The sequence below is a fragment of the Maribacter sp. Asnod2-G09 genome (assembly GCF_045063795.1).
In the GTDB taxonomy this organism is placed as follows: Bacteria; Bacteroidota; Bacteroidia; order Flavobacteriales; family Flavobacteriaceae; genus Maribacter.
Genome location: NZ_JBEFOA010000004.1, coordinates 952,579 through 968,715, shown reverse-complemented (window position 1 = coordinate 968,715; position 16,137 = coordinate 952,579). Strand labels below are relative to the sequence as shown.

Genomic DNA, 16,137 nt, shown 5'->3' with positions numbered 1-16,137 from the left:
AATTAAGTTAAGTGCGTTGAAAATATATCATATTGAGCTAAATTTCCTTTTAATTGAATAATCAAGCTAGATTGCAATATAAATTGTTGGTTTTGATACAAGTACCTTCACTAGGCATTGCTTCGAAAGCGGTCAGTTTAATATTGAATTTATTATAATATGCGTTGGTGGCTTCTTCAATGAAATGCGCTACCGCATCTTCATGTATTAGATTTATGGTGCAACCACCAAAACCACCACCCATCATTCTTGATCCAATAACTTCGTCAAAGCATTTAGAGAAATCTACCAAATAGTCGAGTTCAGGACAGCTTACATCATAAAGGTGTTGTAAACCATGGTGGGTCTCAAACATGTATTTTCCTGATTGGTGTAGAGATGATTCTTTTAAGGCTTCTACCGATTTCAACACACGTTCTTTTTCTTCAATGATATAAGTACAGCGATTAAAAACATCTTCAGAAAGTTCATTTTTAAATTCAGCCAACATGGTCATCGAAACATCGCGTAAAGAACTTACCTCATTATATTTTTCATGAATAATTGCAACCCCTTCTTCGCATTGACTTCGACGAACATTGTACTCGCCAGAAGCTAAATTATGCGAAACATTGGTATTCAATAAAAGAATTTTATATGGAGCAATTGCTATGGGAACGTACTCATGATCAAGAGATTTACAATCTAACAAGATTACATGCCCTGCTTTACTCATTACAGAGCTAAATTGATCCATGATTCCGCATTTTGTACCCACATAATTATGTTCTGCACGTTGAGATAATGCTACAATTTCTTGTTTCGAGAGTCCTAATTCGAAGAGTTCGTTCAGTCCGTATGCAATTCCGCATTCTAAAGCGGCCGAAGAGCTAATACCTGATCCTACAGGTATGTCGCTATCTAAAATACAATCGAACCCTTTTAGCTTATCGGTCAGTTGCTGTAATTCATATATAACTCCCAAAACATAGTTTTCCCACTGGTTATCGCTCGTACTAATACTATCAAGTTCAAAAGTTAGACTTGCGTTAAAATTGCAACTATGAATATTACAGGTCGTGGCACTTTTATTTTTGTTGAATTTGAGTTGATTTTTTTTATCAATGGCTGTGGGAAGTACAAAGCCGTTATTGTAGTCGGTATGCTCACCGATAATATTTATTCTACCCGGAGAGTCGATAATTAAATCCCATTTTTTCGAATTAAATTCTATTTCTTTCATATTCGGGAACTGTAGTTTTTCTTTTTCAAATTTGATTGCACTATTTTTTTTAGCCGTTTCAAATATTACATGACCAATAATCGACTGTTTATTTTACGGTCTAACAATGTACAGATACTGTACATGTTCTCAAGTAAATCTTACTTGACAAAAACTGAACAATAGACATTTATGGTAGAATAAATTCTAAATCGGTAATAAACGAGCTTACTTTATTCCGTTAAAGAAAATCAAGGTCCGCTCAATATGTTTTTGCCAATATGTCCATTCGTGTTTACCTTCAAATTCTTGGTAGGTATGATTAATATCTGAGTTGTCCAGTTTTGTGTGCAGAGCTCTATTGTATTCAATTAGTAAATCATCTTTACCACAATCAAAACGAAATGGAGGTAGTTGTTTTTTATTTTGTTCCATCAACTTGAAAACATCTTCGTTGAGCTCTTTGGTCTGATTATAATTTCGCTCATCCTCTTCTACGAATAAATGCATCTGGTTAATGTTCGTTATAGAAGAATGCCCTGAAAATCCTTTGTATTTTTCAGGATATTTAGCAGCCAGGCGCATAGCACCGTAACCTCCCATCGATAGTCCAGAAATGAATAAGTTTGATGATGAACTTGTAGCGTTAATATTTTCAATAACTGCATCGATTACATCTTCAATAATCCATTTTTCAAAATCAATATTATTATGTGGTAGATATGCAGAACCATCTCCCCATAATCCGTCAGAAGGCATTGCAATAACCATTGGTTGTATAAGCCCTTCGGCCATCATACGTAAAACGGTAAAGTGTACACCTGCTTTGTGTGCCCAAATCCAAGCACTACCGTACACACCGTGCAAAAGCGTAACTATAGGTAAGTCTTTTAGATTTTTACCTGGGGGGACAAATACACAAATATCTCCACGACCTTTAAGATTAGGAGTCTTTACAGTAATAAATCTAAGATGATTACTTTCAAATTCAGGATCTGATATTTCTGTTGTTCTAAATTTTGACATATTTGTTTATTCGAAAACGATTACACCTTTAGCATTTTTACCTGCCAGCATATCATCAAAAGCTTGTTTTAGATTTTCAATAGGGTATGTTCTAGTAATCATTTCATCTAGCATCAAATCTCCTTTATCATACAAGCTTACTAATTTTGGAAAATCTATCTGTGGGCGACATTTACCGTAAAGCGGATTAATGTAAATTTTATCCCATTCAAATAAGTTCATATCTATAGAAATGGTTTCTTCAATACCACTAACTTGTACAGCTGTACCTGCATTTCTAATCATTGCTAAGGGTGCTGCACCTAATGCCGGCACGGCTGTACACTCAAAAGCATAATCAGCACCTCTACCTTCGGTTAGTGTTTTTACTTTTTCTGATGCCTGTAGTAAACCTTCATCATTTTTATCTGCTAGAATAGTATGGGTTGCCCCAAACTGTTTTGCCATTTCAAGACGCTCTTCGTTAATGTCAATAGCTATAATTTTTGATGCTCCAGAAATTCTAGCACCCTGTATAACATTTAAGCCAACGCCACCTGTTCCGATAATTACGGCAGAACTTCCTGCGGTTACTTTTGCCGTATTCACAGCAGAACCATAACCCGTCATAACTCCGCAACTAATAATGCTTGCAGAGGGCATAGGTAGATTACCATCAAATTTGACGCATGCAGATTCTTTCACCAAAGCATATTCTGAAATAGTACCAATATTAAAAGAACGCTCAATAGGTTTATCATTCCATTTTGTGCCTTCTAAATGAGCGTGACCAGGAGTAAAGCCATTTCCGCCAGCGGTTACAGGCGAATTGTTTTCACAAATATGCTGATTGCCTTCTTGACACTGAAAACATTTCATACAAGGAGTAGCCCAATTTAAAATCACCTTATCGCCGACCTTAAAATCTGTAATAGCGCTGCCAATTTGTTCTATAATACCTGCGCCTTCATGACCTATAACAATTGGTTTGCCCCATGTTAGAGAGTCGTGATCGGTATGGCAAAGTCCGGCAGCTTTTATTTTAACAATTATTTCATCTGCTTTAGGTTCTGCTATAGTAACTGTATCTATGATAAATTTACCATCACCTGTTGCTATTGCGCATTTTGACTGTATTGACATGTTTTTCTTTTTAGTACTGATTTTAAATAAAACTGGTTGGTGTTATGGCAATTGAAATATCTGAAAGCTTGTTCTTGTCAATCTTTTGATTTTTTTGAATAAATCTAGTACCTAGCATATAGGCTTTTGCATTGTTTATTGCATCAACAGCAAGTAATTCATCATCCTTAAAATACCAAACCGATTGGCAGTTATCTCTATCTGTTTCTATTCTCTTAATAGTTTGATTATAACCCTGCGATAAACCCACCATTTGTAATTTTACATCATATTGGTCAGACCAAAACCAAGGTATGGAGTCATATGCTACAGCTTCGCCACAAATAGTTTTTGCAGCAATTTTTGCTTGGTCTACAGCGTTTTGTACAGATTCTAATCTAATATATTTTTTGTAATGCGGATTATAATGAAACGTACAATCGCCTAAAGCATATATGTTTGGGTCATTGGTTTTGCAGTTGGCATCAACTTTAATTCCGTTTTCAATTTCTAAACCAGCTTCTTCAGCTAATTCGGTATTAACTTTAATACCTACACCAACGATAATGATATCTGCTTTGTAGCTAGAACCATCGTCGCATTGAATTTCATTAATGTAACTATTAAAATCTACAGATGTAACATTCTTATTTGATAGCACTGATACGCCATGTTGCTGATGTAACTCTTTAAAATAGATAGACATTTCAGGGGCGGTAACACGAGATAGTACACGTTCTTCGCGTTCCAATACCGTTACTGAAGCGCCTAGTTTACTCAATGATGCAGCAGTTTCTAGACCTATGTATCCACCGCCGATAATGACTACTTTGTTGTGGTCTTTATTAAGAGATTTTCTAATATTAAGAGCATCTTCTGCCGTTCGCATCGCAAAAACATTTTTTGCGCTATTCAGTCCTTTTATTGGTGGTATAAAAGGGCGTGCTCCTGTAGTGAGAACTAATTTGTCATACTTCTGAACCGAACCATCAGAAACAGTGACGCTTTTTTCTTTACGGTTAATTGAGCTGATGGTTTTACCTAATTTAAGGGTAATCTTATCAGTCTCATAATTTTGTTTCGGAAACAGTAAATCTTGCTGAGTACCTACTTCACTTGTTAAGTATGCTTTAGATAAAGGCGGTCTGTGATATGGAAATTCTGGGTCGCGATCAAATAAAATAATATCACCTTCCCAACCTTCTTTTCGTAAGGCGAAAGCAAAATTTACACCAGCGTGACTTGCACCGATTAAGACACAAATTTTATTTGATGATTCGGTAGACATTATTTGGCAACATTTAAAACCACCCCATCAATAGCATCTGAAACATCTATTTGGCAACATAGGCGACTGTATTCGCTAACATTATCATCAAATTCTAGCATGTCACTTTCTAATTGACTAGGTGCTCCAACTTTGTCCCAAAACGCAGGTTCAACATGAACATGGCAAGTTGCACAAGAGCAAACTCCTCCACAATCACCATCAATTCCTTTAACTTTATTTAGTACTGCAAGTTCCATTACGCTACCCGTAGTTGCCTCCGTTATAATGGTTTCGTTATCGCTAGTTATAAATGTTATTTTTGCCATATTTAATGTATTAGTTTTTATTTAGAGTTGAATTTAACGTGTAAACTGTCGAAGCCTACTTTACGTTTAAAGTGACCTAAATCTTCAATATTTTCTTTGTAATCTAGGATATCTATTGATTTGACTTCATCTAATAAAGTTGAAATCAAAATCTTTAGTATTTGTCTAGCATGTGTAGCTCCTAAGCAGTTATGTGTGCCAAAGCCAAATGCTACATGCGGATTTATTTTTCTGTCGATAACAATTTCATTTGCATTCTCGAACACATTGGCATCACGATTGGCAGAAGCCCAACAAAGTGATATTTTACTATCTGCTTTAAGTGCATGTTCACAAACGGTAGTATCTTCGGTTGTAATTCTTCCCATTTGTGTTAGCGGCGAAAAATATCTAATTAATTCTTCTATAGTGTTGTTCAATATTTCAGGCTCATTGCGCAACCTTTCTAATGATTCTGGATGTTCGGAAAAATAAGAAATGGAATTTGTAACGGCATTTATAACGGTATCTCTACCGCCAGCAAAAGTTAGAATAATAACACCTTTAACTTCTTCTTTGGTCAGCTTTTTACCATTAGCCTCAGATGCCAGTAACACAGAATACAAATCGTCTGTTGGGGCAGCACTTGCTCTTTCAATTTCTTTATCAATATAATCATACAAAATGTTAGCCTTGTCAGCATCTAAAGCAGAGCCTTCACTTCTAAAAACATGTGTACCCCATGAGATCCATGTTTCAGCTTGCGCGTATGGCGTGTTTAATAAAAGAGTTAATGCTCGTGATTGTAATGGTAAAGCAAATTCACTAACAATGTCTAAAGAGTCCCTTCTTAAAACCTCTTTGACTAAAGATTGAATTTGATTCTTAAGCTTTGCGGTATATTCTTCCTCTAGAGGTCGTTTGAACCACGGGTCTAAAATATCTCTAAACCCTTTGTGTAATGGCGGGTCTACTTCAAACGGAATCTGACGTATATCTCTTATATTTTCTTCGGATGGGATAACGATTCGCCCAGGTGCAGCTCCTGATTGATAGGTTTTTGCATTATGCGCACACTTTCTAACATCTTTATGAACTAAAACCATGGTGACTTCTTCACCCTGATCGTCCATCTTGCCAAATCCTTTTTCAATTCTTTCCTTTTCAAAAGGGTCTAGAAACTTGCTCTTATCCATGGTGTTGACTATTATTTATTTTTAAAAAGTATACTCGCAAATATGAATAAACTATTGGTGCGTTAATTAATCTTTATTAGCCTATATAGTGCTTATTTTGATATTTTAGTAGGTATATTGATGTTTTATATATCATAATAGATTATAATTGCTATTATATGAAAGCACAATTTGAAAAGATAAATTCTAAGCAAAGTGCATTATATGCGTTTGTTTATGAGGATGTTGAGTTTGATGCGCCTTGGCATTTTCACCCAGAATACGAACTAACTTATATTGTAAAAGGGAAAGGGATGAGGTACGTAGGTAATAGCATTCAAAAGTTCGAAGAAGGTGATTTTGTTTTAATAGGTGCAAATTTGCCGCATTGCTGGAAAAACACAGATTTACATATTGGGAATGTGAAGTCAGTTGTTTTTCAATGGAACGATTTGTTTTTAGGGGAGAACTGGTTTCAAAAAGAAGAGTTTTATCAAATTAATTTATTGTTGAAAAAAGCTGCGAAAGGAATATTGTTTCATTCTTATTCCTCAAAAAAATCAGCAAAGAGATTGTTGGCTATTATAGAGAAAAAACCCTTAGACAGATTATTGAGTTTTTTACAATTACTAGAAGAATTGGCATTGGTAAATTCATTCGAGTTATTAACGACTACCAGTTTCTCGCCAAATCTTAATTTAAAAGCAAACAATAGAATTGATGTAGTGTACGATTATGTGGAGAAGAACTATAATTCCAAAATAAAATTAGATGATGTATCTACTTTGGTATCTATGAGTAATGAAGCGTTTTGCCGTTTTTTTAAAAAATCGCTTAACAAGTCATTTTTTACATTTATAAATGAATACCGTATTAACCTTGCCAGTAAAATGCTAATTGAAACAAACAAACAAGTAAGCCAAATTGCTTACGATTGTGGGTATGAAAGTCTGCCTTTTTTCTACAGACAGTTTCAAAAATATATGAACAGCTCACCTAAGGTTTTTAAAAGTCAATACCTAAAAATGAATTCATAAATAGTTCGATGCTTATCTTGAATTCTTTATGAGCCTTATGAGTATATAGTTCATAAATCTATAATAGTATAGTTGAAGAATATTAAAAGAAAAGGCTACCAATACCAAGTTAGTTTTAATTGTATTTTAAGATTTGCTGCAAAACTAAAAGTCTTGATAATTCAATTATCAAGACTTTTTAAATTACCGATTGTACGTATATAATTTATACTGCTTCTTTAAATTTTCTAAAATGCTTGGCTAACGCTTCCCAATCATTCTTTTTTATCATTTCTGGGTCAAAAAGTAAACCGCCCATACCAAATGCTTTTGCACCAGCTTTTTTAAACTCTTCTATGTTTTCTAGCGAAACTCCACCTGTAGGCATATAATCTATAAAGTCTAATGGGGCTGCTACATTAGCTATATAGCTAGGACCAAGGTTTGCTGAAGGGAAAATTTTAACCATTTTTGCACCTAATTTCCATGCGGTATAGACTTCTGTTGGTGAGAACGCCCCAGGAAAAACAGGAACATGTTTTTTAACACAAAAACGAATTACGTTTTTATTTACAATTGGGGTTACTATAAAAGAAGCACCCGCTTTCAATGCCTTTTTAGCATCTTTTTTGGTGAGTACGGTACCACAACCAATATTTAATTTACCTTCAAATTCTTTTACTAAAGCCTCAATGATCTGGTAAACATCTGGACTATTTCTTGTGATCTCTAAATTTGTAAAACCTTCGCTTACGAAGGTTCTGGCAATATTTAATACTGTCTCTTGGTCATAGCCCCTTAAAATACCAACAATAGGAGTTTCTTTAAAAAGCACTTCTGAAAATTCTTTCATATTTAATTTAATTTTATTCTTAAGATGAGTTCATGGCATGAAACATACAATACAGACTCATCTTCGTTGAATACACAATTAGATGTTAGCTTGTCTGTTTTGATCGTGCCTAAATGATTGCCGTTTTTGTTTATTACAAAAACACCGTCTGGACCTGTTAGAAATATGGTACCGTCTTTTTTAATGGCCATACCATCTGGTTTTTGTTTAGAAATACTCTTGTCTAATGCTTCTTGAAGGTCTAAAACAATCTTTTCATTAGATAAATCACCTCCTTCAGAAATATCATAACTAACGAATAACGGAGGGTTTGAATTCGCAATATATAATTGTGAACTATCTGGAGATAAGCCTATTCCATTGGGTGTAGGCCATTTAGATGTTAGTAGTTTAACTTCTCTATTCGTACCAATCATATAGACTCCTTCAAATTCTAATTCTTTAGAACCTTCTTCTAGCCCAAAATTGGGGTCGGTAAAATAAATTCTCCCTTTTTTATCTATTACTAAATCGTTTGGAGCGTTGAACTTTTTACCTTCAAATTCGCTGGCAATTACCTCAAATTCAGAAACAGGGTTTTTATAATCTCCTAAATAACGTGCAACCACCCTATCTCCGGTCTGACAAAGAATTAGATTGTTTTCTTGGTCTAAAAACATGCCATTAGAGCCTTGAAGTTTTTTGTCTTTGCCAGTGTAGCCACTTGGATTTAAAAATTGAACTGCTCCTTTTTCTTCTGTCCACCTATAGTTGATATTCTGTGGTACGTCAGAAAATAATAAACATTGTTCATCGGTAATCCAAACCGGACCTTCTGTCCATACATAACCATCTGCAATAACTTCAATTTTTGCAGATTTTGGAACGTGGTCATAAAATGCCTCATCTATTTTTTCTAGATATCCGATCGTCGGGTATGATGTGTTTTCTATTGTTGTGGTCAATGTCTTAACATGGGTGCTATTTTTACATGCCAAGAAAAAAGCACTTATAATTACTAGCTTAATAAGAGACTTCATTTATTTTTTATTGTTTTTTCTATTTAATATAAATTATAGCTTAACCCTGTCTGATAATTTTACACCCAAAACGTTTAGTGAGATTTGATCTAAATACGCTTCGTCGCCTTCAAAGTGATAGGTTCTACTAGTATGTATAATTTCTTCTCCCACTTCAAGTTCTTTAGCGGCTGAAGAGCTTTCAACTTCGTAAAATGGACCAAAGGGACCTGCCGTTTGGGTAATACCATCGTTAAAGATGTTTATAACATCACCGGCATAGGGTTCAGTGTTATTTTCTTTTTTTGAATTCACATAATATGGACTATTTTCAAAGGTGAACTCTACTATTGTTAGTAGATTCAATCCTGGAGAATAGCTACCAAAAACCGGAACAGTGTTTTGCGGAAGAATACCAATTTTATTCAAGTAATTGGCATCAGCTTTATAATAAACAATGCCGTCTTTTATTTGAATTCTTGAATCATCTAAGGGGGTGAAATAGTTCGTTACTTCATCTATTTGACCTGTAACAGGAATTATTGCAATAGTATTTTTGGTAGGAATAATGCAGCCAAGAATCCAAATTGAAATTAGTCCAGTATTCTTTGACCATTTATTTACTCCAATATTGGTCATTGAAGTAACGGATTCAAAACCAACGTAAGAAACGTTTTCACCTAGAGAAATACCAAGATTTTGTTCTATTTTATTTTTATCTAGAATAGAGATTTTTCTTTCTACATCAACATCGAACACATAATTTTGATAGTTCTTAATGTGCATTCGACCGGTACTTACAACTTCTTTATCTGTTTTTAATTTAATTTTGAATTGTAGAGTATCCAAATCTGGTGCAATGCGTGAGTTTGCATCTTCGAATGTATCACCTGATTCAAAAAATAGATTGTACTCACCATATTGTGGTCCAAACCACATTCTGTCTTCACCACCTAGATTACTAAACTTGTTCTTAAAGCTTCTGTTTAAAATAGCTTCTCTATTGAACCAACCATAGCTTTTACCTTTTAATCCACTAGAACTACTGGTAAAAACACGCCCTTGTAATCCACCCGAAACCGCCACCATCGTGTTTTCTGATTTGAGTACATGAATGTCATCAATGTTATTTAATACCTTAAGGTCACTACCAAAAGTATTAAGCGTAAATGTAGAATTACATCCTAATAAGGATATCATAGTTATTAGTAATACCAATGCTTTATAGCTTAACAAATAAGTAATTATAGAAACTACAGCCTTGATTTTTAATACCAGCCGATTTCTCATTTAATTACTTGTAGATTGGTTAATATTGATTTCGGAATCATAAAATTTGATAATGTTGTTTTTATACTTACTCAAAGTCTGGATTAATAAGTACCTCACCTGCCAACATAGCTTTCATCATTACTTCTTTAGATGGCCTTGGTCTTAACCTGTATTTGGTTGGGAGTCCTGTATCTCTAAAAAAATCATCATTCGTTCTAGCGATAGGTAATGAATCATTTGTTCTTTTACGCATTTGTTTTAATCGCAAACGCATATCGTTTAAGATATTTGTATGAGATTCGTTCTGTGCAAGATTGTAGAGCTCATTCGGGTCTTTTACAATGTCATAAAGTTCTTCGGTCGGTCTAGGTATAATAAAGCATCTCATTTGAGCTTCGTTCAATGTGCCATTTTCTTTTTCGCTCAACATGCTTTTCCAGGTCAAATCTCTAATGACATCTGCAGACGGAGTATTAGGAAGGTCAGGATAGAAATTTTTAATGTATTTATAACTGGTAGTTCTAATAGCTCTTGTGTAATCTTCAAAATCATGAAAATGATCTTCGGCATAGATTTCATTTCTAACAGGTTTTGCATCTTCACTCAAAAGCGGAGTAAAGTCAATGCCTTCAAAATCATTTAATGGTTCTAAACCGGCAATTTTCATGAATGTAGGCGCAATATCGATTGAGCTTACAAGATTGTTACTTGTACTACCTGGTTTAATTTTTGAAGGCCATTTCACAATCCATGGAGTTTTAATTCCACCTTCGTAAAGCGTAGTTTTATCTCTAGGAAAAGCCCTTCCGTTATCTGTTATAAAAAGAATGATGGTGTTGTCAGCCACACCTTGGTTTTCCAATTCAACAATTACCTTACCTACATAATCATCCATTCGTGAAATTTCGTCATAATAAAGGGCGTAATCTTTACGCACTTTTTTGGTATCAGGGTGATAAGGAGGTAAAATTACGTTTTCTGGTTTATGTGGATTATCGATTATACCTTCAGAAAAAGGTCTATGAGCATCAAAGGAAGCCAGCCATGTAAAAAATGGCTTGTCCTTTTCCCTACTTCGAAGTAATTTTATCCATTCATCGCAACCACTGCCGTCACCTACCAGTCTGCGGTCTAGACCAAGAGGTGCATCTTTCCATTGCATTTCATAAATGGTATCGAAATCATCATTTACCGATTGCCCAAGATGATGTTTACCTGCGAGCCCTGTCCAGTATCCTGAATTTTGAAGCTGTTTTACAAATGTATTTTTATTTTCGGGTAAAGGCCAAGACAGTTGTTCGGCATCTGTGTTATGCGGGTATAATCCACTAATAATACTTGTTCTACTAGGGCTACATGAACTTGTGGTCAAAAATGCCTGTGTAAATAGCATTCCGTCTTTTGCTAATTGGTCAATGTTTGGGGTTCTAACAGTATTATTGCCATACACTCCTAAATCGTTCCAATTAACATCATCTGCAATGATAAATACGATATTAGGTCTCTTGGTCGTTATTGTTGATTTTTCTTCTTCACAGGATAACATGAAAATGCTTAGAATACAGATGAGAATTGTATTGAAGCGCATAGTTTTGTAAGAAATAATGTTATTCATAATTAAGTATTTATTGATTGTTAATGATGGCTACTTTTATATTTTACACTTCATTTTCTGATACATATCTAGAGGGTGCTTTACCAAAGACCTTGCGAAAACACTTTCCGAAATAATTAGGGTCGTTAAAACCTACACTATAACTTACTTCGGCAATACTTAGTTCTCCCTGTTGCAATAGTTGCGCAGCTCTTTTGAGTCTGATTAGCCTAATAAAATCATTAGGGGGTTGGCCTGTTAATTTTTTTAACCTTCTAAAAAAAGTTGACCTACTAGTATTCATATCGAGAACCAATTGCTCGATCCAGTAGTTTTCATTGCTCATGTGTTCTTCCATGAGCAGCATGATCTTATCTAGAAATTTCTTATCCTCAGAATCAAGAATTATTTTTTTAGGTGTTAATTGTTCTTCTGTCTTAAAACGAACACGCATATATTCTCTAGATTCTATGAGCTTATCTGCCGTAATAGATAACAGTTTCATTTTAAATGGTTTGGGGATATAAGCGTCTGCCCCAGATTGTATGCCTTTAATTCTATGTTCCACTGAATTTAAGGCGGTAAGTAAAATTATGGGAATATGCTTAGTACGAATATTTGATTTCAGTTCATGGCATAGCTCAATACCGTCCATTTCAGGCATGAGCACATCACTTACAATAAGTTCAGGTAGTTTTTGTAGAACCATTTTCAAAGCATTTTTACCCGTATCAGCCTCTAATACATGGTATTTTTTTTGCAAACCATTCTTAACTAAAGTTCTAATATCTTGATTGTCATCAACCACCAATACCGTTTTCTTTTTATTGGCAGTTTTTTTCTTAGCGAGTTCAACGTTGTTCGGTTGTGGTGTTTCAATAACATTGTCTAATTTCTTTTGAGGAGCTGAATAGGGTGCAATTTCCTCGGGTAATAAATGTTCGCTTCCTGTAGGTAGTTTTAGAATAAACCGGGTTCCAATATCTATTTTGGAATCTACTTCAATTGTACCATAATGTAAAACAATTAAGTCTTTGGTAATGGCCAGTCCAATTCCAGAACCTGAATTTGAAGAATTATCATTGGTTTTGTTTACTTGGTAAAAACGTTCAAAAATATGAGGAAGCTGCTCATGAGGTATTCCTGGTCCGTTATCTTCAATTTCAATACTTACATATTCAGATTCTATTTCTACCCCTCTAATCTCTAAAGTAGATTTATCTTTAGGGTTTTGTAAACGTACAATTATACTTCCATCATTCTCAGTGAACTTGATCGCGTTAGAGATAAGGTTATTTAGAATTTTTTCAAGCTTATCCCAATCGAACCAAACCTCTGAAGCATATGATTGGCTTTCAAACGATAAACTGATATTCTTTTTTAAGGCCAATGCTTTAAATGAAAATGTAATTTCTCTAACGAAATTTACAATGTTAGATTTGGTGGCTACCAATTTAGTTTCGCCAACTTCTATTTTTCTGAACTCCATTAACTGATTAACAAGTCTCAACAAATAATCGGCATTACGTTGAATAACACCAAGCCTTTTACGTAATGAAATACTAATGTTGGAATCTTCTAAGATTTCTTCTAGTGGATTCATTATAAGGGTAATGGGCGTTTTAAAGTCATGTGAAATATTTGTAAAAAACTGAAGCTTCAATTTATTGGCCTTTTCTATTTCTTGTTGAACCCTTATAGCAGTTGTTTGGTTAGACTTAAGTTGAAAGTATGATCTTAGACCAAGAAGAATTAGAGCTAGAAGACATGCATATACAATATATGCCCACGAAGTAAGCCAGAAAGGAGGTGATATTTTAAAACCCATTGTTGCAGGAAACTCGCTCCAAATACCATCATTATTTGAAGCTTTAACCTTAAAGGTATATTCACCTGGTGGTAGATTGGTGTAATGTGCAAATGCCGTTGTTTTAGATTTATGCCACTCGTCATCAAAACCTTCAAGCTTATATAAAAAGTTGTTCTTTTCGGGAGCAGCATAATGTAGTGCGGCAAATTCAAAGGTGAGTACGCTCTCATCGTAATTGAGTGCTATTTTTTTGTCCTCTAATGCAGATATAGATTTATCTAGAATTATACGATCATTAAACTCTTGACCAACTTTTACGACTTCATTCTTTATTTTAATTGCGGTAATCTTGGGTATGGCAGGTATGGTGTTATCTTTTAAATTGTTAGGATGAAAAATATTCAGTCCTTTAAGACCTCCAAAAAATAAGTATCCGTCTTTATTTTTTAAATAGGCATTTTTTCTAAAATTGTTACTCTGTAGCCCATCTTTTTTATTGAAGCTTTTAAAGGTCTCTTTCAAGGGGTCAAAAGATGAAATACCTTTGTCAGTGCTAACCCATATTTTTCCGTCGTCGCCTTCAAGAATACCGTAAACCGCATTGTTTGCCAACCCATCTTCTTCTCGATAGTGTTTGAATATAGGTTTTTGATTAGTAGTTTGAGAAAAGATCATTTTGTTTAGACCACCCCCGAAAGTACCGATCCAATAATTTCCGTTTTTATCTTCAAGAATTGAAAAAACAGAATTATGACTTAGGCTATTTTGGTCTTTTGGATCATGTTGGTATGAAATAAAAGTATCTGGTTGACCATTTTTACCGGGGATAACCTTATTTAAACCACCTTGCAAGGTGCCAACCCATATAATGCCTTTGCTATCTTCATAAATACAGCTTATTTCTATACCACTTATGCTATTGGCATCATTCGAATTGGGTAGGTAGTAAACTGCATTAGAAAAATCAAATTTGTTACTATTGGGTTTTCTTTTCTTTTCCCATTTTATTAAACCGTCAAGGAACGAGCCAAACCATAATACCCCTTGTTTATCTTCTAGCGAAGAAAATACTTCAACAATGTCATTGATTTCAGTGGGGTTTAATGATATTTTTCTGGTTTTGGGGTTCACGGTCATATGTAGAATTCCTTCTGTACTTCCTAACCAAAAATCATTGTCTTTATCTTTAAGAATAGACCAAACTGGTTGTGGTATAGGTTGTTTTGATTCGGTGAGTTTGTCATTCAAAAAATAATGATTGAAAATCGGTTCCTCAAAACCTTCACCTTTGAATTTAATGTTGTTGAGACCATTTTCAGTACCTACCCAAATGGAATTGTCGTCTCCCGTAGTTATTGCGTTGACCGAAGGATTACTCAAAGAGTTTTCAATCAATTCATTTTTTCTTATAAAGGTAATATCCTTATGACCTAGATCACATTTATTCAACCCGCCTTCTTCAGTGCCTACCCAAAGTACATTAAAGCTATCTACCAATATTGTTTCAACATTTGCACTACTTAAACTTTGCGAGTCTAAATGATTTGGTGCGTACATTTTAAAATCACCAGTATCGGTGTTAAACCAATAAAGACCGAAGCCGTGTATACCTAGCCATAGATTAGAATCATCTGCTTGACTTATTTCAATCAAACCTCCATATTCAGTGGTGTCTGTCAACTCAGGAAGAAAGCTATAGCGCTTAAATTTTAATTCGTTAATTGAATTTATATTTTCTGCATTTTCAATACCAATTAAAAAATGCCCTTCAACACCCACCCAAAGTTTTCCGTTTTTGTCTAAAAATAGAGATTTAACATCTTCGTTCAATACCTTAAACTGAACGAAATTATCGTTAGACTCTTTTTTTAATTTGTACAGACTTCTATTGGTGCCTACCCAAACATTACCAGAAATATCTTTTGTAATAGAGTGAACCTTATTAGGCTTAATTGTAACATTAGCATCAGATTGAAAAAAGTAACGCTCGGGCATAGTACCCAGTTCATCTGTGTTTTCAAAATGATAAACTCCAGAATATAAGGTGCCAACCCAAAGAGAACCATCTTCATCTGGATAAATAGCACTAATACGTTTGTCTTTTAATATCGAAGGAAATGTTGAAAAAGTCTCGGTTACCTTATTGAACTTACTAAGGCCTCTTCCTGTACCAATAAGAATGTTTCCAGATGCATCTAGTTCGAGTTCATAAACCGAGTTATTGATCAAGCTGTTAGGGTTGTTGTACTCGTGTCTGTAAATGGTAAAAGTTTTACCATCATATTTATACAGACCGTTGGGAGTAGCCATCCACAAAAATCCTTCTTTATCTTGAAGAATTTTCATTACAGAATTTTGTGTAAGTCCGTTGTTATCTATAAAATGTTCAAATTTTAGGTCAGGACTCTGAGTGAAAACTACAACGTTGCAGAGCAGCATTATAATTAACCATAACTGAGAAGTATAAAATTTGATTGTTTTATTCATGTGGTTTTTTAACCTTTAGGCAACATCTA

General features: G+C 34.5%; 12 protein-coding genes. 1 reads left to right on the top strand and 11 read right to left on the bottom strand.

Annotation, left to right across the window (positions count from 1 at the left end; all coding sequences use genetic code 11):
* Positions 1-61: 61 nt before the first annotated feature.
* The 6 genes from galK to ACJJVT_RS11215 all read right to left on the bottom strand — a co-directional run bounded on the left by galK (position 62) and on the right by ACJJVT_RS11215 (position 6,099).
* The gene (gene galK, locus ACJJVT_RS11240; protein WP_405398723.1) at positions 62-1,222 is read right to left on the bottom strand and encodes a galactokinase; all 1,161 of its coding nucleotides are present in this window, start codon (positions 1,220-1,222) and stop codon (positions 62-64) included.
* Positions 1,223-1,429: 207 nt separating this feature from the next.
* Complete coding sequence (locus ACJJVT_RS11235; RefSeq protein WP_405398722.1) at positions 1,430-2,227, bottom strand: alpha/beta hydrolase; 798 nt, start codon at positions 2,225-2,227, stop codon at positions 1,430-1,432.
* 6 nt (positions 2,228-2,233) lie between these two features.
* Positions 2,234-3,349: a Zn-dependent alcohol dehydrogenase gene (locus tag ACJJVT_RS11230; protein WP_405398720.1), complete on the bottom strand. Its 1,116-nt coding sequence runs from the start codon at positions 3,347-3,349 to the stop codon at positions 2,234-2,236.
* Between the two features lie 22 nt (positions 3,350-3,371).
* On the bottom strand, positions 3,372-4,616 hold the full coding sequence (locus ACJJVT_RS11225; protein ID WP_405398719.1) for an NAD(P)/FAD-dependent oxidoreductase: 1,245 nt from the start codon (positions 4,614-4,616) through the stop codon (positions 3,372-3,374).
* On the bottom strand, positions 4,616-4,924 hold the full coding sequence (locus tag ACJJVT_RS11220; protein ID WP_405398718.1) for a 2Fe-2S iron-sulfur cluster-binding protein: 309 nt from the start codon (positions 4,922-4,924) through the stop codon (positions 4,616-4,618). Before ACJJVT_RS11220 ends, ACJJVT_RS11225 begins: the two co-directional genes overlap by 1 nt.
* Positions 4,925-4,941: 17 nt before the next feature.
* Complete coding sequence (locus ACJJVT_RS11215) at positions 4,942-6,099, bottom strand: cytochrome P450 (protein WP_405398716.1); 1,158 nt, start codon at positions 6,097-6,099, stop codon at positions 4,942-4,944.
* A gap of 158 nt (positions 6,100-6,257) precedes the next feature.
* Here ACJJVT_RS11215 and ACJJVT_RS11210 point away from each other — a divergent pair, with 158 nt between their 5' ends.
* Positions 6,258-7,115: an AraC family transcriptional regulator gene (locus ACJJVT_RS11210; protein ID WP_405398715.1), complete on the top strand. Its 858-nt coding sequence runs from the start codon at positions 6,258-6,260 to the stop codon at positions 7,113-7,115.
* Positions 7,116-7,320: 205 nt separating this feature from the next.
* On the opposite strand, the gene ACJJVT_RS11205 is transcribed toward ACJJVT_RS11210, so the two are convergent.
* From ACJJVT_RS11205 to ACJJVT_RS11185, 5 genes are all read right to left on the bottom strand, one after another.
* Positions 7,321-7,947, bottom strand: a complete 627-nt coding sequence (locus ACJJVT_RS11205; RefSeq protein ID WP_405398713.1) for a bifunctional 4-hydroxy-2-oxoglutarate aldolase/2-dehydro-3-deoxy-phosphogluconate aldolase — start codon at positions 7,945-7,947, stop codon at positions 7,321-7,323.
* A 2-nt stretch (positions 7,948-7,949) separates the two neighbouring features.
* The gene (locus tag ACJJVT_RS11200) at positions 7,950-8,966 is read right to left on the bottom strand and encodes an SMP-30/gluconolactonase/LRE family protein (protein WP_405398711.1); all 1,017 of its coding nucleotides are present in this window, start codon (positions 8,964-8,966) and stop codon (positions 7,950-7,952) included.
* 33 nt (positions 8,967-8,999) lie between these two features.
* A complete protein-coding gene (locus ACJJVT_RS11195) occupies positions 9,000-10,235 on the bottom strand; it encodes a DUF6786 family protein (RefSeq protein ID WP_405398710.1) in 1,236 nt (411 codons plus the stop codon).
* Positions 10,236-10,302: 67 nt separating this feature from the next.
* Positions 10,303-11,832 carry a sulfatase gene (locus ACJJVT_RS11190; protein WP_405398708.1) on the bottom strand — a complete coding sequence of 510 codons (1,530 nt, stop codon included), beginning with the start codon at positions 11,830-11,832 and terminating at the stop codon, positions 10,303-10,305.
* A gap of 43 nt (positions 11,833-11,875) precedes the next feature.
* On the bottom strand, positions 11,876-16,108 hold the full coding sequence (locus tag ACJJVT_RS11185) for a two-component regulator propeller domain-containing protein (protein ID WP_405398707.1): 4,233 nt from the start codon (positions 16,106-16,108) through the stop codon (positions 11,876-11,878).
* Positions 16,109-16,137 lie beyond the last annotated feature (29 nt).

Coding starts and splice junctions, on each gene's coding strand:
- galK (WP_405398723.1), bottom strand. CDS start 1,222: ATGAAAGAAATAGAATTTAATTCGAAAAAATGGGATTTAATTATCGAC.
- ACJJVT_RS11235 (WP_405398722.1), bottom strand. CDS start 2,227: ATGTCAAAATTTAGAACAACAGAAATATCAGATCCTGAATTTGAAAGT.
- ACJJVT_RS11230 (WP_405398720.1), bottom strand. CDS start 3,349: ATGTCAATACAGTCAAAATGCGCAATAGCAACAGGTGATGGTAAATTT.
- ACJJVT_RS11225 (WP_405398719.1), bottom strand. CDS start 4,616: ATGTCTACCGAATCATCAAATAAAATTTGTGTCTTAATCGGTGCAAGT.
- ACJJVT_RS11220 (WP_405398718.1), bottom strand. CDS start 4,924: ATGGCAAAAATAACATTTATAACTAGCGATAACGAAACCATTATAACG.
- ACJJVT_RS11215 (WP_405398716.1), bottom strand. CDS start 6,099: ATGGATAAGAGCAAGTTTCTAGACCCTTTTGAAAAGGAAAGAATTGAA.
- ACJJVT_RS11210 (WP_405398715.1), top strand. CDS start 6,258: ATGAAAGCACAATTTGAAAAGATAAATTCTAAGCAAAGTGCATTATAT.
- ACJJVT_RS11205 (WP_405398713.1), bottom strand. CDS start 7,947: ATGAAAGAATTTTCAGAAGTGCTTTTTAAAGAAACTCCTATTGTTGGT.
- ACJJVT_RS11200 (WP_405398711.1), bottom strand. CDS start 8,966: ATGAAGTCTCTTATTAAGCTAGTAATTATAAGTGCTTTTTTCTTGGCA.
- ACJJVT_RS11195 (WP_405398710.1), bottom strand. CDS start 10,235: ATGAGAAATCGGCTGGTATTAAAAATCAAGGCTGTAGTTTCTATAATT.
- ACJJVT_RS11190 (WP_405398708.1), bottom strand. CDS start 11,832: ATGAATAACATTATTTCTTACAAAACTATGCGCTTCAATACAATTCTC.
- ACJJVT_RS11185 (WP_405398707.1), bottom strand. CDS start 16,108: ATGAATAAAACAATCAAATTTTATACTTCTCAGTTATGGTTAATTATA.